Raw genomic sequence first — 19,008 nt, 5'->3', positions numbered from 1 at the left:
ACGCCAACGACGTTAGCGAGCGTTTGTTACCGTCTATAAGAGCCATAATAGGCTCTTTTTTTTGCGCAAAAAAAGGATAAACGTAAGATTGGTTTAAATAAAAAAAGAAGAAAGGAGTGTGGTCATTGCTTCAAGCTTTAGATGAAAACGATCGCCTTATTCGTTTTACCGATAAGCGCAGTTATTCAGAATGGCGGTACTTACAAAAAGCAGGGCGTTTTCGTTGTCCAATTTGCAACCAACAAGTAAGGATGCGACTTGGAACAAAAAGACGTTGGCATTTTGCCCACCAAAAAAGTGAGCAGTGCCCATCTGGAGGGGAAGGGGAGTCGGATGAGCATGTACGTGGAAAACAATTGCTGTTTCACTGGGCGGCCAAGCAGAACAAAGCAACACAATTGGAAACGTATTTAAGGGAGTCAAAGCAACGACCGGATGTTTACATTGAAGCTTCCTCGCCGCTTGCACTGGAATTCCAATGTGCTACCCTTTCCGCCAAAACGTTATATGAACGCAATACTTTGTACGCACGCCAAGGCATTTCCCCAGTTTGGATTTTCGGGGGAAACCGTTTAAAACGGAAGCGGCGGCAAATGTTCCAAATCCACCAATTTGAATGGTATGGGCTCCAATATGCCAAAAGGGAACCGTTTTTTATTTATTTAGACGCTCATACTGAACAAGTATGTTTGCTCCGTCATGTAGTGGCTGTTCTCCCTTCGTTAGCACTTGCTACCCCATCGTTTATTGCTCTCGAACGTTTAACATTAAGCGATTTGTGCCACCCCCCGCCACTGTCTGTTTGTTATACAGATAGCTTGTCTGCCTATCGCCAGCAAGTCAAAAACAACGTTCACCGCAATCGATTGTTCGTGCACTTGCTTGGAACGTTTCAATTAACCGATATTCCGCTTACTGCTGGCTGGCCCTTGCCAACTCAACGCTATCTCCAAGTTTCCCCGTTTCTATGGCAGACATCGTTTATTCATGCTTATTTGTGTCATGCTTTTAATAGTGCTCCACGTACGCTTACCCAAATCGCTGTGTTATTGTCGTCTTGTTTGCGGCAGTTCCGCCACCCTTTCAAACCTTACTGCAACCCGAAAAAAGTCACTTCCCAACTAGCCCGCGAATATCTAGCTTTGCTTGAAGTATTTGGTTTGTTGAAAAAGATCGCTCCTGCCACTTTTATAAAAAGCGATGAGGAAATCCTTTCTTGTAGCGGAAAGGAAAAAGAACAGCATTTTCTCCGTTGCTGGCATGAATGGTTGTTAGCACACCATAAGCATGCTGGTGAAGCCGAAACGAAGCAAGGAAAAGAGGCCAGCATATAGGGACAAAAATGCATTGAAAGAAAGTGATGCAGTTAGTTGTTTAAACAATTCTTTTGTTAACGAGGACGGTATCCTTTAAAACGTGGTTTCTTTTTTAACGGCCGGAATAAGCAAAAAAGCGCGATGAATAATAGCGGAACGGCTACCCAAATTGGAAAAAGGTGCAGCAGCCCAAGAATATACAAATAAAAGGCAATGAGGACGAGCGCAATGCGAAGCAATAGTTTCCGTTTCATTTCCAATCTCCACACCCTTTTTACACAAAATAGGATACGGCGATAACGATGTTTTCGTATATGCCAGAAGCGTGTTTGTATAACATATGCCTAGGAATGGAAACTATGTGTGGTTCATTGTACAAACTTGTCAATTAAATTTCTTGTTGCTTCTGCTTGTTTTTTTCAGTAGAATAGAAGTGTTGCAACTCACATTCTCTTCGATTAATAGGAAGGCTGTCTGCTTTATAAGCGGACAGCCTTTTGGTGTTTTGGACGAAAAAGAAAGGACCCTGCCTAGGCTAGACCCTTACATTAACCATTTCCAAAAAGTCCCGTATTCATAAGGGACAGCTTCTACTTTTTGCTGTAACATGAGTGTCTTTAGCTTTTTTTCTGCTTCTTCGCTACTCAAATCCAAAACCATTGCTACTTCCGCAGTGGCTAAAAAACCATATGTTTGCAACAACCCCTCGAGAGTCGGTGGAGTCGCTTTTACTGGTACGAAGCCAAGCATGTCTTCCAATAACTGGACATAAATCGAAAATGGATACTGGCCGGAAATTTTAATGCCTGCTTCTTCCGAATTGTCATTAAAGAAAACAAAAGTCGGAACGGTGTCAACGTCCATCTCGTTCGTCGTTTGCACGTCACACTGAAGCGCTTTGGCGGCGCTCGGTGAATGAAGGTCGGCTATAAAAGCATCAACGTCCAGTCCGGCAGCATTGGCGCATGCTTTTAGCACGTCTTCATTGGTAATGTTTTGTTTTTGTAAAAACAACGTTTCTCGCAGCTTGCGCAAAAAGCGGTGGCCTGCCTTTGGTCCTTGTAGTTCTGCTGCTTTTATCGCAAGTGAAGCTTTATATGGATGAAAATCACTAAGTTTTATATCCCCGGCGTAAGGCATATTTGAGGATGATACACCTTTCACCCATACCGGCGGGCGTGTATGTTTGGCTTTGCCTGCTTCGCACGCATTCCACACATTCAACTTTCCAGCAAGCAGGACTCGTATTCGGAAATAATGACCATATTCGACTTTGAGCTTCTTTAGAATCGGCTCCATCGACCAGCATTGAGCGCACAGCGGATCAATAAAGGTGTAAATCTCCAATGGTTTTTTGGCAGGTAGCGCTTCATTTGCCTCGGGAGAAATGCCGCAAATCCCGAGTTCATGGTCACAATGGCTAGTCACGCGATGTTTGGCGTTCATGGGCCAACTCCTTTCTTTTATCCCGGCGTTGGGTGATTAACCATATGATGTGCAGTAAGCCTAAGCCGATGCATCATATAATCACGGATATCGCCTGATAAATGCACGTCGTCCATGGCACGCTCCATACAGGAAAGCCAAGCTTCAGCTTGGACAGGAGAGATGACAAACGGCATATGTCGCGCTCTTAGTCTCGGGTGCCCAAACTCTTCTGTATAGAGCGGTGGACCGCCGAAAAATTGCGTTAAAAACCGCTTTTGTTTGTATGCTGTATGAGTCAGGTCTTCAGGAAAAAGGTGGCGAACGTCTTCATGAGCCGCGATGTAGCGATAAAAAGCATCGACAAGTTCGCTTATCTTTTCTTCCCCACCTAAAGCCTCAAACGGGCTTTGTTCATTTCGTTGATCAGGCACAAATGGTCTCTCCTTTTCGTTTGCCTAGATCCATTGTAGCAACCATTGTTCCGTTCAGCAAATAAAGTGTTTTTAGAGTTAAAAAGAGGAAATCCTTTCTGTCGATTTTTCGCAAACTTTGTTATAATGGAAGAAGAAAACCGCACGGAGGGGAAATATGGAAATTTCATTTTGGCCGCAGGCATACACAAGCGAACGGGTTTCACCACAAGCATCGCAAACAGATGAAACGACTTCATTCTCGAAAATGCTCCAATCTGAATGGGACAAAAGCACGCAAATAAGCACTCCGCCACTACAGTTGCCGTTTTTGTTGCCGATGTTGCAGCAGCCGCTGTTTTTAGATGAAAAGAATACATATGAAGAGGTTGCTACTTTACAAACGAAAGCAGAAGAAGTCTACGGTACAGCAGAGCAAAAGGTGGAACAAAGCAAGGGAACAGCGCCAACAAGCAAAGCTGAATCTTATGGACCGCTTATTGAAAGCATTGCCGCGGAGTTTGGGGTCGACGCTAAACTTGTTAAGGCGGTAATTCAACACGAGTCAAACTTCAATGAAAGAGCGGTAAGCTCAGTAGGAGCTAGTGGGCTCATGCAATTGATGCCTTCTACAGCTAGAGCGCTTGGCGTTAAATCGATTTTTGATCCTGCTGAAAACATCCGTGGTGGGGTTAAATACTTAAAGCAAATGCTAGACCGTTACAATGGCAATGAAGCATTAGCGCTTGCAGCTTATAACGCCGGCCCAGGAAATGTCGATAAGTACGGCGGTGTTCCACCTTTTAAAGAAACACAGAATTACGTTCCAAAAGTGCTTAACACATATCGTAGCTACGCATAAACGTGCAGCCAAAAAGGCTGCACGTCAACTGTAAAAAGATTAACAACCCTTTTCTATCAGGCAATAGACGAGATGGGAGTTGAGCGGACCACGGGCTTCTCTTCTCCCATCTTTTTTTGGGGAGGGAATGGTTGCTCCTCTATCTTGTTCTATGGTGTTGCTTGCTCATAAAAACGGGCAACTTTGTTTTTCGCTGGTACGAATGGCACGTCAGCTTCTGCGAGTAGTTGGGTAAGGATGGATTCGGCGTGTTCAAGCGACTGTCCCTCATATTCGATTTCATAATCTTCCGTTCCTGCATAGACGCTATGGTCTAAACATAGTACTCCCCCTTTATAAGGCACCTCCATTCTATAGGTCGTTAACGATCCAAAGTGGCGAATGGTAGGAATCGTCCCGATGAGTTCTTTAATGGCGGATTGCACTTCTCCTTCAGGAAGCGCTCCACTTAAGAGCAACTGTTCATCGCTTTTGGTGAGAGGCTGGTGTGTCTCCAACAGTCCACCATTTGCTGGCGCTTTTAAGGTAAAGACGGACGAGCCTTTTTTTCTACGGACTCGTAGGGCTGCGCCTGCACTCTTTAATGTAAAGTCAGCCGTATCATAGTAATCGTTCTGTTGTTTTTCTGCTTTTGTGCCAAATTTTTCGGTTAACTGGCGATAGGCAGCTTCACTAAGCATTGATTTTGCTTCATACTCGATTTCTTTAGCCATGGTCGTTCCCCATTTCTGCGTTTTTCGTTCCTTATTATACGTAGATTGGCGTCCTTCTGCAAAACGTGGGTTTTCAGAACGTTTTGTGTTACACTGATTACGGAAAAAGCAGCTTTGGGGGAGAAGGATGAAACAGTATAAAGTATCGGCCATCGAAGTGGACGAAGAAGCGAGCACTGTTGAACTAGAAGAGGAAATAGACGCACAATTGGCGGCGCGATTAAAACCAGGAAAGCGCGTGCTCGTCGATTCTGACCAATATGCTTTTATTTACATTCTTGAAGATGAGGAAGCGTTTTACGCGATCCGTTTTGAAAAGAATGTTTGGCCAGCATTAAATGAAGCGCACAAATTAAAAACGAGTTATTATGTAAAGCTGAATGAACATACTCGTCTTGCACTCGTCGATATGGAGGAAGAGCTAGTATTTCTTCTAGAGAACATTCGTGGTAATGGGAATTATGGAGAGGCCTTTGAACAAGCAGTGAACGACGCATTTTAGTTTTTTTAAGAGGTGGAGCTTTTGGACTGGGATGCTTTTTTAACACCGTATAAACAGGCTGTTGAAGAGTTGAAAGTGAAATTTAAAGGGACGAGGGAACAATACCAGAAAACGTCGCTGCATACACCAATTGAATTTGTAACGGGGCGTGTGAAGCCAGTATCGAGCATATTAAACAAAGCGGCGCGCAAACAAATTCCTCTCGAACAGCTGGCTGATAAGATGCAAGATTTGGCTGGCGTTCGCATTGTCACTCAATTTGTCGAGGATATAGACAAAGTCATTGAGCTCATGCGTGCCCGCTCCGATTTTGAAATCATTTCCGAACGAGACTACATACAAAAGAAGAAACCGAGTGGATATCGGTCATACCACTTAATACTTCGCTACCCTGTTCAGATGATTGAAGGGGAAAAGAAAGTCCTTGTTGAATTGCAAATCCGCACACTGTCAATGAATTTTTGGGCTACGATTGAACATTCATTGCGCTATAAATATAGCGGTGAAATACCGGAAGACATCAACATGCGTTTGCAGCGGGCTGCAGAAGCTGCCTTTTGGCTCGATGAGGAAATGTCGATCATCCGTGATGAAGTACAAGAAGCTCAGCGAATTATAACCGCAAAACAACAGCAAAGCCGCTGATAGCAAGGAGTGAAACAATTTTGAAGTTTACGGTTGCCTCGCGAGGGGATACACTCTCAGATGAATTATGCGATACGATAAAAACACGACTTCTTGCTGCCGATTTGGCACATGACAGCGATAAACCGGATATCGTCATTACGGTGGGAGGGGATGGAACGTTTTTAGAGGCATTCCATTCTTATGCACACCGGTTAGAGGAAACCGCTTTTGTAGGCATCCACACTGGCCATCTCGGTTTTTATGCTGACTGGGTTCCTGAAGAAACAGAGCATTTAATTACCCATATCATCAAGACGCCGTTTCAGATTGTCGAATACCCTTTGCTTGAAGTGGTCATCCGCTATCGTGGCGGCCAACGAGAGCCGAGGCGTCATTTAGCCCTCAACGAAAGTACGATTAAAAGCACCGAAGGGTCACTCGTTTGCACAGTTGAGATTAAGGGAGAGGCGTTTGAGACATTTCGAGGCGATGGCTTGTGCATGTCCACGCCTTCGGGGAGCACGGCTTACAATAAGGCGCTAGGGGGAGCAATCTTGCATCCGTCTCTTGCATCGATCCAGCTATCGGAAATGGCTTCAATTAACAACCGCATTTATCGGACGCTCGGATCGCCTTTAGTGTTGCCTCAGCATCATACGTGTTTGTTGAAACTGCTAAATGATGTGTCCGTCCAAGTTACCATCGATCATTTTAATGTACCGGTGTTTGCAGAAAATGTCGATACGATCCAAGTCCGTGTCGCAGAAGAGAAAGTTCGTTTCGCCCGTTTTCGGCCATTTCCTTTTTGGAAGCGGGTGAAGGAGGCCTTTATTAGTGAGTAATCCGACTTTTTCATGGCGCGTCGATGAAGACGCGCCCCTGCTATTACGGACGTTTTTGCGTGAAAAAAAACAAGTGTCGAAGCGGCTTTTGGCAGCCGTGAAATTTAAAGGCGGGCTTTTGCGGGTGAACGAGATGGAAGCAACGGTGCGCCATGTGGTGAAAACAGGGGATTTAGTGACAATGGTGCTACCGCCTGAATCGCCTAGCCTAAGTTTACAACCTGAACAGCTTTTATTTGGCATCCCTTACGAAGACGAGCATATGCTCGTTGCCGATAAACCCGGACATATGGCGACGATTCCTTCACGAGATAGACCAGGAGGTTCCCTTGCCAATGGAGTGCTCCACTATTATAAACAGCAGCACTTGCAGGCAACGTTTCATGCTGTTAACCGTCTTGACCGTGGCACAAGTGGGCTGCTGATTGTTGCCAAGCATCGTTACGCCCATGATTTGCTATCTCGGTTGCAGCAGCAAGGGGGCGTCAAGCGTTGTTATAAAGCGCTTGTAACAGGGGTTCTTTCAGAAAAAGCGGGCATTATTAATGCGCCAATTGACAGGAAGCCTGGAAGCATTATTGAACGAGAAGTGGGACCAGGTGGCAAATCAGCCATAACCCACTACAAGGTGGAAGCAGAATCAAAGACACACAGCTTAGTGTCTTTGCAGCTCGAAACGGGCAGGACACACCAAATCCGCGTCCATTTTGCTTACATAGGCCATCCACTTGTCGGCGATGGGCTATATGGAGATCATGACGAGGCGTTGGCCCACCAAGCGCTGCATTGCGATCGTGTGGCATTGACGCATCCGTTTACAGACGAAGTACTTTATGTCGAAAAAAGCTTGCCGAAGGAATGGCGTCCATTCGTTGAGGGCATGCATCCCATTCATTGAAGATGTTCCGTTGTATATGGCAGGAATTAAGACAGCAAACGCGAATTTTGCATAGTACCTTGTTAGGCATTATGATAAACTATTAGTACCTGATAATAAAATGGGAGTGATAACAATTGAAAGCAATTGATTTGTCGAACCGTACATACGTAGTGATGGGTGTCGCAAATAAACGCAGTATTGCTTGGGCGATTGCTCAAGCGCTAGCAGGGGCAGGAGCAAACTTGGTGTTTACTTACGCTGGAGAAAGGTTAGAAAAAAATGTCCGTTCTCTTGCTGAAACGCTCGAAGGGGAGCATCTTGTTTTACCATGCGATATTGCGAACGATGAAGAGATTGACAAAACATTTAACGAAATTAAAGAGAAAGCCGGCGTTATTCACGGACTTGCCCATTGTATTGCATTTGCAAACAAGGAAGAGCTCGAAGGCGAATATTTAAATGTCACACGTGATGGCTACTTGCTCGCTCAAAATATTAGTGCTTATTCATTGACCGCTGTAGCCAAAGCTGCCCGCCCGTTGATGAGCGAAGGGGGAAGCATTATTACAATGACGTACTTAGGCGGGGAGAAAGTTGTCCGCAATTATAACGTAATGGGTGTAGCCAAAGCCGCTTTGGACGCCAGCGTAAAGTATTTAGCAAACGACCTCGGGAAAGACGGCATTCGTGTCAATGCCATTTCGGCTGGGCCAATCCGGACATTGGCAGCAAAAGGAATTGGCGGTTTCAATAATGTTCTTAAGGAAATTGAAGAACGAGCACCATTGCGGAAAACGACGACCCAAGAAGAAGTAGGCGATGCCGCTCTATTCCTTGCAAGTGATTTAGCACGGGGCATTACCGGAGAAATTCTTCATGTAGATAGTGGCTATAATATTCTTTCACTTGCTTAATGTTAAAAAAGCAGCGCTCATCATCAATGATGAGCGCTGCTTTTTTTATTCGTTTTTGATTTATACATAAGGCACAGCACACATTCATAATCATGTCTATTATGGGAAGAAAGGATTTTGTATCAATGATCTCACCATTTGAATGGTTCGTGCTTGCTTTTGCGACTTACCGCTTTACACGTTTGCTCGTTTGGGATGATATTACCGTATGGCTTAGGCGCCCGTTTATTAAAGAAACAGAGATGGTAGATGAAAATGGAGAAAAGGTGTTGTATTTAGAAGGCAAGGGGCAAGGGCTGCGCAAATGGGTAGGAAGCCTACTATCCTGTTATTGGTGTACCGGTGTCTGGGTTGCGCTATTCTTTTATGGAGGGTATGTTTTTTTTCCACGCGTATTTTGGCCGTTAGCCGTTCTTTTTTCCATTGCTGCTGTGGCAGCAATTTTGGAAACGATGACAAGAAAGTTGGAATAATAGAGGAGTGCCACATAGGCAACTCCCCTTTTTGTGTATAGAAAAGATAAAGGACCATACATGAAAAAGAGCTTGGCATAAGATGGTTTTGCATTCATCAAAAAATATTATTCTTTAAGCGTACAATAGGTTGCCAATCTGTTAGGGCTAAACTGTTTTCCAATTAACGATCCTATCCTTTAATCCCTTTAAAAAGAATAAAGGGAGGAACGGTTTTTTCATCTTTCCATTTTAGGCCGTACTCATCTTCCACACGTCGAATCGTCTTATTGGCAACGTTTTGTAGCGTTGGTTGTTGTGTTTCGATTTCAATAAAGCCGTTGTTAACGAGCCATGTTTCATACGTTTTTTCTGGCCAATGGTAATCTTCAATTAGCAACTGATTTCCGCCCCAACGCAATTCTTTTTGAATGATATCGCCCCGTTTGTAGGTTTTGCCTTTTTCGCCGATACGGCATGTGGAAAAAACATGACCTGTGGAATTGGGATTGGTATCTAACAGCACAAATGGAGCACCTGGTTTTAATACACGGTATACTTCTCGCAAAATGTCGTTTAGTACTGCTTCATCCCCAATCGTAATGAAAACGAAACATGAAAAAGCACCATCAATGGAGTTGTCATCTAAAAAAGCGAGTTTTGGGTCTTTCACTAAACGATAATGCACGTTTTTATGGTTGTGTTTCTTGGAAGCAAGCTGAATCATTTCTGCCGATTGGTCGACTGCAATAACGGTCGCTGAAAACAACTCAGCAAAGCGTGTTGCGATTTTGCCTGGCCCACAGCCAAAGTCAAGAATGGTCTGGCGCTCGTCTTTGTCAAAATGGGAAAACACAAATTGATACCCTAATAGTTGCTCCAAAATGTCATTATAGGCTTCGTACTTTTCCGCTACTTCCTTTTGAAAGAAAAATTCAGTCATCCCTCTATACCTCCTAGTAAACATAGTTATATGCTTGGAATTAAAAGAGTGTGCAATGAAGGTGGAAACCGGTAAAAATAAAAAAAACAGGCTTAACAACGCCTGATTTAATAAAACAGCTATACAAGGGTGAAAGCGATCGCATTCAAAGCAGGAATTCCTTCTGGATGTTCGTCGCCGTATACAAAACCGTTTACTTGCATCGCCACAGAGCTTGTTGCCGCCATAGGCAATTGAATTTCAAAATTAGAAAACATAACAGTTGATAAGGCAGGAATTTCCGCTGTTTTTGGCTTCAGCCAATACTGGCCCGTTTCTTTTGCTTGTGCATCGCCGCTTTCCTCTAAAAAAGACCAGCCATCGCTTTCATTCATTTGAGCAACATGGTCTTTAGGCGCACGGGGGCGATTGATTTTCCCAGTCAAATTAGCCAATTCCGGTTTATTAAAGGCAAGGCAAATGATAGGAGTGGACAGTGGCGCCGTGCCTTTATTTTCGATAACAAAATGGCCCTTTACAAGCACTGTTTCATCTTCTTCGAAGGTAGAAGGCGCTAGAATGGAATACGAAAAATAAGGGACGATGATCGCTTGCCTCGTAGAATTTTGTTCATAGTCGTTCGCACCGGCACCGCTGTTTTTTTCAGCTTGTTGAGCCAATTCTTCCAGCCGGTCAGTCAATCCATCGATAATTCGCTTTTGTTCAAGCAATTTCTTCTCCTGCTGACGAAGCAGCCGTTCATTTTTGACCGTTTCAGAACGATAGTGCAATAATCGCTGCTTTAGTTGAATATGTTCTTTATGAACGTTTGTTTTCTGGTTAAAAGACATAGACGCCTCCTTAAAAAGTCGGACATTGAAAACAAGTCTGGTAATACAGACTACGCGGCATCTCGTTATTGTATGTATGGCTGATTCATTTACGACGAGAAAATCCGAGCCGTCGTGAAACGGCTCGGTGGCAAAAGGGGAGATTAGGATGCGGATTTTGAATGGCTTTTGCTTTTCTTGCCAGGAAATAGAGTAGGGCATTGTGGTGGGAATTTCGTTTCTTTGCAAAGAACATCGCTAATAGGAAATTCCAACCGAGGTTTGCAATATGCCGCTTCAATTTCCAGCAAAACGTCAGCTAATACATGGACATCTAGGCAGAAGGAGAAAGAAAGGTCCAGCTGCATATAAGAGCCGTCAAAGATAAGTTCAGCATCACATTGACCTGCTGTGACGAAAGCGCACACTTCAGTGCCTTCTGGCGCGCATAAGTAGAACGTTTCGACTTTTGTAAATTCAAATGGATCGCATGACGTACAAATATGGTTGCCAGCTTCGTCGTATAGGTCTACATCGACGGAAACCTTAATGAGAATTTTCACTTTCTCAAGCGTAACCTCTTCGCCATTTGGCATGGAAACTTCTACTTGCATCCTATTATGCGGATCAGTCACTTCCTTCGTGTAAATCTCGGACTCAATCACCCGGCAGACGGCTTCACATTTCGGGAATTGTTTAATAAACTCTGTAAACGATTCTGCCTCGCTGTCCCTGCATTTAAACAGTTCGGACAAATCACTGCCGGATTTATTTCCTTCATGGTAGCATGCCGTTGGCAAATCGACTTGGCGTGTGACCCAGTCGAACACTTTAGGGACACTAATGCATACATTATGCTTTTCGTGATCTGTGCTCATGCATAAACCTCCTTATGATTTCCTAGCGTGGTTTTCTCTCTTTGTGCCCTTAACTAGGTGTTCAGGCTACTGTATAGTATGAATGGCCAGTAAAAATGTGCAGCCTGATATAAATTATTTTCGGGCTCCTATCCGTACCTTCTAGCTACAGCAACATAAGATAGTAAATACGATAAATAGAAAGAGGAGGAAAAAGCGGATGAATCAAAAAAGCAATCAGCCTCAAGCGTTTATCAAAAGAGTAACAAACAAAAAGAGACCGAAAACGGGGTACAAACCAAAGCCTACCTGTTGCGGTGGTAAGAAAAAAACAAATAAACGTTCATCTTAGACTAGGATTAAAAAGACTTGGGCCTGTATGTTCATTCAATATAAAAGGAAGGCATGCCATCTCCACGAGGCATGCCTTCAGCTGTGAGGAAGCGTTTGCATCTTTCATCTTATGTATGAAGTGAACAAGTTGGAGTCATGTCGTTTATACGTTATTGCCGCTTCCTTCATTTAAATAGAAGTTCCCCGTCAGCAAAAAAATGCAAAAGAAATACGCGTAAATAAATGAAATGGGCGTGTTTAGCCGGTAAATGAGCTGATTTTTCCGCGTGTATCACTCACTTAAGACGAGCCAAACTCATATTGTATTAGTGTCCAATAAAAAACGATGAGGAGGTTTATGCATGCAAAATCAATATCAACAATTGATAGAAGTCCTTGTTCGCCAAGTTTTAAAAAAGCATAACGTCTCTCCGACAAAAGACTTGTCAGAAGAAGAAAAAGAAAAAATCCGTAGCACTGCTTTTGGTCTGCAGCAACAAGTGGAAGAGCTGTTGAAAGAAAAACAAACGGGAACAAACGAGGAAGCAAAGAATGGCAAAGGCAATGACTCGCAGGGGAAAAGCGATCCGTTTAGTGAAATCCTAAAACGGAAAGCGGAAAAGCGGAAAAAAACAGAGTAACAAGGGCCTTAGCTGAAATTAGGCTGCTGTTCCAGGGACATACGCACAGGCAAAATAGTCGGATGAGCATAATTTAAATTAGATTCTAAATTGGAGGGAAAATCATGAGTGAAGAATTTACACGGTTTTTAGATAAACCGCGCCATCATTCATCTTCATGCGATAGCTGCTCTTGCCATAGCTGTTCACATGGTGGACACGATTCACACTGTCATTCTGATAAACACTGTCATTCGGATAAGCATCATCATTCAGATAAGGAAAAAAGAGATGACCACCACAAGAAATGGTCTGCGTTAGACCCAGATGCGTGCCATCCAATGGGCTTTGACGAAGATATCGCACAAAGAGCAACACAGGCAAACAAAGATATCCAAGTTTCCGAAGAACTCATCTATATTAAAGATTCTTGCGATGTAGAAGTGGAATCGACCGACACGAAAGCAGCGATTAATTTACAAGTAGCGATTCAAGCTGCCATTGCGTTGATTATCCGCATCTCATTAGCTGGAAGCGACAATGCCGAAGAAATCACACAAGAAATTCTTCAGGTCTCAAAGACGAAGCAAATCACTCGTCAAAAAACGATTGTCGACAATTCCAGAAATGTTCAAGTGTCAACGACGGATACGCAAGTGGCGGTCAACATTCAAATCCAAATCGCAATTCTCTTGGCCATCCTCGTCGAATTGGATATCCTTTAATACCATGGAAAGCTGTCAAGTTTGGCAGCTTTTTTTGGTATGTTGATTTCGCAGATTGGCTATTGTGCCTTGGCGGTCATTCTTTCTTCGAGCGCCCTCGATCTAAAAGGTTACGAGAGAACCAGTTTGGCGACATTTCGCTAGTTGGTTCATGTGGAGCCGCCCGATGAGCTACGTAAAAAGTGGACTCTTGTAATTTTTCTTTTGGAGACGGGTGTTCTTCTTCTTGCACCTTTACCTCAGGGCCGGCAGCAGGGGCTGCTTCTTTTGGTGGCGGTGGGTTAGTAAATGACTTGGCTTTTGCTTCCGCCAGCTCTTCTGATAATTTGTGTTTCTCGTTTAGCGCCTGCTCAAGCCGTTCCTGCAGTTGTTTGTTCTCTGCTTGCAATTGGTCGATCATGTTGTAATGATAATCATTTTTATATCGTTTCAGCTCTATTTCTAATTTAGCCGCTTCTGCCTGGGCATGGATTAATCGTTGGTGCAGTTGGGCAGCTGTTAGACGCATTGGAGATCGATTCACTCTCATCAGTCCTTTCAGCTTCATAATTGCTTAGTTTAAATGTATGAAAGCAAAACAAAAACATGAATTGAAATTGGCGGTGTTTGATTGGAAAGGGGGAAAAGTAGAGAGTGTGCTTGCTTGTTTTTGCATCATCTCCTACTGTTATACTCCTCAATGGCAAACTCATTGAGGAGTAAACGTCACCGAGGTCGTGGCATCGATTTCCGGCGTTGTTACACGAAATGGATGCCTATAAAAGGAATGAGGGAAGAGCAGACTCGTCCTAGTTTTGGCTGCGGTTCATCAAGCTGCGCACAAATCGGGTTGGGTGGGCTCGTTTGCCCCGATAATGAACAGGGGCCGAGATCGCCAATTCCTTTTTCGCACGCGTCATCGCCACATACATCAGTCGTCTTTCCTCTTGCAAGGGACCATCATCGCCTTCTCGCCAAGCGTCAAGCGCATAGTCATGGGGGAGGCTGCCCTCGACTGCTCCTACAATAAAGACATGGCTAAATTCAAGCCCTTTTGAACGATGGATCGTCAATAATTGAATGCTTTTTGGGTGGCGAGTTTGGAACGTTTGGCATTCCTGTTGTTTGGCGATTACATGGTCGATATGGATCAAAAACGATTCGACTGTTTCAAATTGTGTCGCTGCGACTTTAAGTTGATTAAAATCGTCGCTGCCTTTTTCGAATTTATTCCCTTCCTGACCTTGTTTTTTGATCGTTTCATTCAATCCTAAACGTGCTTCGGCAAAAGCAAGCGCTTCGGATGGATTCATCTTTTGCATGCGGCGGCAATCAGCAGGCAACGTTTTTAGTTTTTTTGCTTGAAAGGCGGGCAACTCTGTTAAAAAAGGGATGGCTTCAAGAAGGCTGCACCGTTCTGTTTTCTGGATGTGTAACAACTGATCGAGATGCTCTTGCTTTATAAATAAAGCTTTCAACAGTTCTGCCATCACATATGGACTTTCTTCGTTCCTGCCAATCCGCAAAAAGGAGAGCGCACGGCGTACAAATGGCCGTTCATAAAAACAGGCAAATCCTTGTTCGAGCGAGAATGGGAGCGTCGTATCAACCAAACGGTCCACGAGGGCTCTCGCGCTTGTAGACGTGCGGTAAAGCACGGCGATTTCGCTTGGACAAATGCCCTTTCCAATTAGCCTCTTGATTTCTTCCACAATCATGGTTGCTTCCTCTTCCTCGTTGTAGGGGAAGAACAAATAAGGCAATTGATCGGATGTGTGCTGAGCAACGAGCGTTTTTTCTAGTCTCGTCCGATTTTCTGCAATCACTCGATTGGCACTGGCAATAATCGGGTGTGATGAACGATAATTTTCGACTAAATGAATCGTTTTCGCTTCTGGATAGTGAGCGGTAAAACTGCGAATAAAACGAGGGTCGCTCCCCCTAAACCGATAAATCGATTGGTCATCATCGCCAACAACGCATATATTGCGCTGGGGCATCGCTAACAATTTGACAATTTCAAATTGCACAGGGTTAATGTCTTGAAATTCATCGATTAACAAGTAGGCAAAACGTTCTTGGTAGCGCTGCAAGAGGCGGTTGTTTTCCTGGAGCACATATAGGCAGCCGAGCTGCATATCGTCGAAATCAAAACGCCCTGTTTCCCGCAAGGCTTTCTCATAATATTCGTAAAGGAGGGCTGCTTTTTCTTCAAACGGATCTGTTGTCTCAACATGTTCAGGAGCGATCATATGGTTTTTCCACCAGCTAATTTGTGTTGCTGCTTGATCATAAGGAAACTCGCTCTCATCTAAACCTAGCGCTCTGCCTTGTATTTTTAACAGTTCTTGCCCTGATTTTATTAATTTTGACCCATGCCATTTACTAGAATCAGCATGGACAAGCATTGTATAGAATAAACTGTGGAATGTGCGAATCAGCAACGACTGGGCGAACGTTGGTTCAATCCCTGGGTATTCAGTCATTCGTTCCCGCATTTCTTGTGCGGCTTTTGCGGTAAACGTAACGAGCGCCATCTTGTTGGGATGAATGTTTGCTTCGCTTATCATATAGGCTGCCCGTGCTGTGAGGACGCGTGTTTTTCCACAACCTGCGCCAGCTAAAAGGAGCAGCGGCCCATCGATATGCTTGACAGCTTTCCATTGCGCATCGTCGAGTGTAAGGCCGGCTTTTGTCAGTTGTTCGCGGTAGCCTTCCATGGCCATTTGTTTAGCAGAGGCTGGCACCGTAAACGGAGCAACGTTTGACAAGACAAGAGGCGCTTTCCATTCTGGGGTGGTTTTTAAAACCGCCTTTCTTTGAGGCAAACGAAACCCATGTACGGTTGTAGCAGCTGTTTGAGATTCTGCTTGCCTTGCTTGTTCAAAAGCTTCTACTTGCTCCCTGCAACGGTTGTCGCCGCTAGGGGGATGGATAAATGAGGGCATTTGGTGAATCGAGAAGGACATAGATAAAGGGGCGCCACAGTGTATGCAATGGAGCAACCCTTTTTTACTAAGCCGGTAAAATGTATGCCATTCCCCCCGATCAAGTTCTGGCAAATACAAAGGTTCGTTTAAATAAAGTGCCGTGTTCATACTAACTCCTTTCGGGTGCAATCGTTATCGTATCAAAAGGAACAGCAACCACGCAATAAAAGCTCATAACAAAATACTATATAAAAAAACAAAAAAGATGCAGGGAATTGCTAATAGATAGCGAAAAAACTAGAAAACTGTAAAGGAGGTTACAAATGGCTGACATTGAAGCAAAAAGCACGGCCATCCTTTATGAAGCTTTTCAGTCTGAAGCGAGCGACATTCATTTTCTCCCCACTTCAAAAGGGTACCTAGTTCATTACCGGGCACTTGGTGAAATTCATGCTGGGGAAACGTTAAAGGCTGAGGATGGCTTCAGAATCGTAAGCTATTTTAAGTACGCTTGCGGAATGGATATTGGCGAACGAAGAAAACCACAAAGCAAAGCGATCTCCTACGATTGGCAAGGCAATGGTTACACACTTCGCTTCTCGACATTGCCTGCTAAACCAAGTGAAAGTTTGGCTATACGCATTTCCCCACGCACGACTCCTTATACACTCCAATCTCTTTCCTTATTTGCTTCTGATACGCGAAAGTTCACGGAGCTTGCCCATTGCCAGAACGGTCTTGTCCTCTTTACAGGGGCGACAGGGTCGGGCAAAACAACGAGTGTTTATGCATTGCTTGATTACGTGCAGCAATCGAGCACGAAAATGATTGTAACAATTGAAGACCCGATTGAAAGGCCGATTGACGGCATGGTTCAAATTGAAACAAATGAAAAAGCGGGCATCACTTTTGCAACAGCTTTAAAAGCGGTGTTGCGCCACGATCCTGATGTGATTGTCATTGGGGAAATTCGTGATCGCAACACAGCGGAACTTGCTTTGCAAGCAGCGACAACAGGCCATCTAGTAATTGCCAGTTTACACGCTGCGAGTGCTTCTCTTGCCTTTGCCCGTCTAGCGGAGTTAGGCGTAAATGTACGCGTTGAATGCGTCCGGGCAGTCATTCACCAAAAATTAGCGAAAGTCGTAAGCAAAAACAAACGTGTGGCATTTTTTGAATGGTTGCTAAAGGATTCGCTCTTAAAAGGAGCTGATTCTATTGACAAGTCAGGTGAAATAGAAGCGCTTAGAGCGGTTCGCAAGGCGTGGGCCATTGGAGCGATTGACCGGCACTCATATAACTTGCTAACAGACAAAGGGATGACGGAGGTGGGCAGTGGGTACCGTTAGGGAAAAGCAAAAAGTGGAACAAGTGCAATTTTTGAAGCGTCTCGGTGAATTGTTGAATAAAGGGTACGAAATGGACCAAGCATTGTCGTTCTTGGCTGTCCACGCCTCAAGAGAGTTGCAGGGGAAAATTACAGGTTTAAAAAAAGATTTAAGAGAAGGGAAGACATTGTGGCAAAGCATCGAGCCATTCTCCCTACCTGGAGAAGCACAATCATTTGTCTATTTCTATGAAGAGCAAGGTGAGCTTGCAGAAGGGCTTGTGTCTGCTGCTCAGTTGGCTGAAAAAAGAGCTTATACAAAAAAACAGCTGCAAAAGCTACTGCGTTACCCCATTTTTTTACTTTGGGGCGCTGCGGTTGTTCTGATCGTATTAAACCAATTTGTTGTTCCACACTTTAAATCATTGTATGCGACAATGGAATCATCGCCTCCATGGCTAACGCAGTTCTTTTTTCAGTTCCTTACTTATGTCCCCTATATGCTCATTGGACTTGCTATGGTTGGGTTTATAGCAAGTATGCTCATATGGAAGCAGTACAAAAAACGCTCTCCACACGACCAAATAGCGGTCTTTCTAAAAATAAAGCCAATAAAAGCAACAGTCCAACAAGCGATTTCCTATTATTTCTCTTTGCAACTAGGAAGGCTCCTCGAAACGGGAATGTCGTTGCAACAAGCGCTAAACGTATTTGAAGGACAAGATTATTTGCGTTTTTTTAAAGAAGAAGCACGGTGGATGAACAATGAGTTAGAAAGAGGGGAGTCATTTATTGCTTACATTAAGGAAAAGCCTTATTATCTAGATGAACTAGCTGCTATTGTGGAGAATGGTATGCGTACCGGCACAATAGCTAGTGATTTGCAGCAATACAGTGAATGGCTTTATCAAGAAATGGATGATCGCTTGCAAAAAGGCGTTGTTTGGTTGCAGCCTGTGTTGCTTTTAGCAATTGGTGCGTTTGTATTTGGTCTGTTTTTAGTAGTCATGTTGCCGATGTTTGAAATGATCGGTTCGCTTGAGTAAGACTTGACCAATCCCTATCAGAATCGGTAATATAGAAAAAGAACGAGCACAAAAATGAGTTGGAAAAACTTTTTTAAAAAAGTCCTTGCGCAATGTCTGCTCCTATGGTATATTATTAAATGTCGCTGAGGTGATAGACAAGCGGCATTACATAATCTTTCATTTTCGGGGCCTTAGCTCAGCTGGGAGAGCGCCTGCTTTGCACGCAGGAGGTCAGCGGTTCGATCCCGCTAGGCTCCACTTTTACGGAGGAATACCCAAGTCCGGCTGAAGGGATCGGTCTTGAAAACCGACAGGCGGGTTACACCGCGCGGGGGTTCGAATCCCTCTTCCTCCGCCATTCTTTTGATTTATTCTTAACAACGCGGGGTGGAGCAACGAGCGCAGCGAGTTGTCTCGACGCACCAAACATCCCTGAATGAGCAAGCAGAGGAAGAGACAGTCATCCTCTTTCAAACAATAGCACAGCAAAATTTCATTTATTTAATAACAG

The 19,008-nt window shown here is 44.1% G+C and carries 20 protein-coding genes, 2 tRNA genes and 1 pseudogene; 14 read left to right on the top strand and 9 right to left on the bottom strand.

Features of this window, described 5'->3' with window-relative positions:
• The first annotated feature begins 125 nt into the window (after positions 1-125).
• Positions 126-1,334: a competence protein CoiA gene (locus V5G21_RS01415; protein ID WP_338465176.1), complete on the top strand. Its 1,209-nt coding sequence runs from the start codon at positions 126-128 to the stop codon at positions 1,332-1,334.
• Between the two features lie 56 nt (positions 1,335-1,390).
• Here the strand turns inward: V5G21_RS01415 and V5G21_RS01410 are convergent, their stop codons facing one another.
• The 3 genes from V5G21_RS01410 to V5G21_RS01400 all read right to left on the bottom strand — a co-directional run bounded on the left by V5G21_RS01410 (position 1,391) and on the right by V5G21_RS01400 (position 3,175).
• Positions 1,391-1,570: a hypothetical protein gene (locus tag V5G21_RS01410; protein WP_035201757.1), complete on the bottom strand. Its 180-nt coding sequence runs from the start codon at positions 1,568-1,570 to the stop codon at positions 1,391-1,393.
• Positions 1,571-1,859: 289 nt separating this feature from the next.
• The gene (locus tag V5G21_RS01405) at positions 1,860-2,762 is read right to left on the bottom strand and encodes a ClpXP adapter SpxH family protein (protein ID WP_035201756.1); all 903 of its coding nucleotides are present in this window, start codon (positions 2,760-2,762) and stop codon (positions 1,860-1,862) included.
• Between the two features lie 17 nt (positions 2,763-2,779).
• A complete protein-coding gene (locus V5G21_RS01400) occupies positions 2,780-3,175 on the bottom strand; it encodes a hypothetical protein (protein ID WP_011247367.1) in 396 nt (131 codons plus the stop codon).
• A gap of 157 nt (positions 3,176-3,332) precedes the next feature.
• On the opposite strand from V5G21_RS01400, the gene V5G21_RS01395 reads away from it, so the two are divergent.
• Entirely contained in the window at positions 3,333-4,016 is a 684-nt protein-coding gene (locus V5G21_RS01395) for a lytic transglycosylase domain-containing protein (RefSeq protein WP_011247366.1), read from the top strand.
• A 149-nt stretch (positions 4,017-4,165) separates the two neighbouring features.
• Here the strand turns inward: V5G21_RS01395 and V5G21_RS01390 are convergent, their stop codons facing one another.
• Positions 4,166-4,729 carry a CYTH domain-containing protein gene (locus tag V5G21_RS01390; protein WP_011247365.1) on the bottom strand — a complete coding sequence of 188 codons (564 nt, stop codon included), beginning with the start codon at positions 4,727-4,729 and terminating at the stop codon, positions 4,166-4,168.
• Between the two features lie 127 nt (positions 4,730-4,856).
• Between V5G21_RS01390 and V5G21_RS01385 the strand changes: the two genes are divergently transcribed.
• From V5G21_RS01385 to V5G21_RS01360, 6 genes are all read left to right on the top strand, one after another.
• Positions 4,857-5,231, top strand: coding sequence for a hypothetical protein (locus V5G21_RS01385; RefSeq protein WP_011247364.1), 375 nt, complete (start codon positions 4,857-4,859; stop codon positions 5,229-5,231).
• 21 nt (positions 5,232-5,252) lie between these two features.
• Positions 5,253-5,876, top strand: coding sequence for a GTP pyrophosphokinase (locus tag V5G21_RS01380; protein WP_011247363.1), 624 nt, complete (start codon positions 5,253-5,255; stop codon positions 5,874-5,876).
• Between the two features lie 20 nt (positions 5,877-5,896).
• A complete protein-coding gene (locus V5G21_RS01375; protein ID WP_011247362.1) occupies positions 5,897-6,700 on the top strand; it encodes an NAD kinase in 804 nt (267 codons plus the stop codon).
• The gene (locus V5G21_RS01370) at positions 6,693-7,598 is read left to right on the top strand and encodes an RluA family pseudouridine synthase (protein WP_212929738.1); all 906 of its coding nucleotides are present in this window, start codon (positions 6,693-6,695) and stop codon (positions 7,596-7,598) included. The genes V5G21_RS01375 and V5G21_RS01370 overlap by 8 nt, the downstream gene beginning before the upstream one ends.
• Positions 7,599-7,753: 155 nt before the next feature.
• The gene (gene fabI / locus V5G21_RS01365; protein ID WP_051881110.1) at positions 7,754-8,494 is read left to right on the top strand and encodes an enoyl-ACP reductase FabI; all 741 of its coding nucleotides are present in this window, start codon (positions 7,754-7,756) and stop codon (positions 8,492-8,494) included.
• A 125-nt stretch (positions 8,495-8,619) separates the two neighbouring features.
• Complete coding sequence (locus V5G21_RS01360; protein WP_338465174.1) at positions 8,620-8,967, top strand: DUF1360 domain-containing protein; 348 nt, start codon at positions 8,620-8,622, stop codon at positions 8,965-8,967.
• Between the two features lie 172 nt (positions 8,968-9,139).
• Here the strand turns inward: V5G21_RS01360 and V5G21_RS01355 are convergent, their stop codons facing one another.
• The 3 genes from V5G21_RS01355 to V5G21_RS01345 form a co-directional block, all read right to left on the bottom strand.
• The gene (locus V5G21_RS01355; RefSeq protein WP_338465173.1) at positions 9,140-9,889 is read right to left on the bottom strand and encodes a class I SAM-dependent methyltransferase; all 750 of its coding nucleotides are present in this window, start codon (positions 9,887-9,889) and stop codon (positions 9,140-9,142) included.
• 119 nt (positions 9,890-10,008) lie between these two features.
• The gene (locus tag V5G21_RS01350) at positions 10,009-10,719 is read right to left on the bottom strand and encodes a hypothetical protein (RefSeq protein WP_095326370.1); all 711 of its coding nucleotides are present in this window, start codon (positions 10,717-10,719) and stop codon (positions 10,009-10,011) included.
• A 143-nt stretch (positions 10,720-10,862) separates the two neighbouring features.
• Positions 10,863-11,576 (bottom strand): hypothetical protein, encoded by a 714-nt coding sequence (locus V5G21_RS01345; RefSeq protein WP_338465171.1) that lies wholly within the window; start codon positions 11,574-11,576, stop codon positions 10,863-10,865.
• Between the two features lie 674 nt (positions 11,577-12,250).
• On the opposite strand from V5G21_RS01345, the gene V5G21_RS01340 reads away from it, so the two are divergent.
• Both V5G21_RS01340 and V5G21_RS01335 read left to right on the top strand, forming a co-directional pair.
• Entirely contained in the window at positions 12,251-12,529 is a 279-nt protein-coding gene (locus tag V5G21_RS01340; protein ID WP_095255102.1) for a hypothetical protein, read from the top strand.
• 254 nt (positions 12,530-12,783) lie between these two features.
• Positions 12,784-13,233: pseudogene (locus V5G21_RS01335) on the top strand (spore coat protein); the annotation flags it as partial.
• Positions 13,234-13,309: 76 nt separating this feature from the next.
• On the opposite strand, the gene V5G21_RS01330 reads toward V5G21_RS01335, so the two are convergent.
• Positions 13,310-13,756 carry a hypothetical protein gene (locus V5G21_RS01330; RefSeq protein WP_011247353.1) on the bottom strand — a complete coding sequence of 149 codons (447 nt, stop codon included), beginning with the start codon at positions 13,754-13,756 and terminating at the stop codon, positions 13,310-13,312.
• Positions 13,757-14,021: 265 nt separating this feature from the next.
• Positions 14,022-16,310, bottom strand: a complete 2,289-nt coding sequence (locus V5G21_RS01325) for an ATP-dependent helicase (RefSeq protein ID WP_338465170.1) — start codon at positions 16,308-16,310, stop codon at positions 14,022-14,024.
• Positions 16,311-16,465: 155 nt separating this feature from the next.
• On the opposite strand from V5G21_RS01325, the gene V5G21_RS01320 reads away from it, so the two are divergent.
• The 4 genes from V5G21_RS01320 to V5G21_RS01305 all read left to right on the top strand — a co-directional run bounded on the left by V5G21_RS01320 (position 16,466) and on the right by V5G21_RS01305 (position 18,855).
• Positions 16,466-17,491, top strand: coding sequence for an ATPase, T2SS/T4P/T4SS family (locus tag V5G21_RS01320; protein ID WP_338465169.1), 1,026 nt, complete (start codon positions 16,466-16,468; stop codon positions 17,489-17,491).
• The gene (gene comGB / locus V5G21_RS01315; protein WP_338465168.1) at positions 17,478-18,515 is read left to right on the top strand and encodes a competence type IV pilus assembly protein ComGB; all 1,038 of its coding nucleotides are present in this window, start codon (positions 17,478-17,480) and stop codon (positions 18,513-18,515) included. Before V5G21_RS01320 ends, comGB begins: the two co-directional genes overlap by 14 nt.
• A 167-nt stretch (positions 18,516-18,682) precedes the next feature.
• Positions 18,683-18,755: transfer RNA gene (locus V5G21_RS01310), tRNA-Ala, on the top strand.
• 7 nt (positions 18,756-18,762) lie between these two features.
• Positions 18,763-18,855, top strand: a tRNA-Ser gene (locus tag V5G21_RS01305).
• The last annotated feature ends 153 nt before the right edge of the window (positions 18,856-19,008 follow it).

It is taken from the genome of Shouchella rhizosphaerae, assembly GCF_036700015.1.
GTDB classification, from domain to species: domain Bacteria; phylum Bacillota; class Bacilli; order Bacillales; family Bacillaceae_D; genus Shouchella; species Shouchella rhizosphaerae.
The sequence above is the reverse complement of the archived record's forward strand: the minus strand, read 5'-3'. Positions and strand labels throughout refer to the sequence as shown.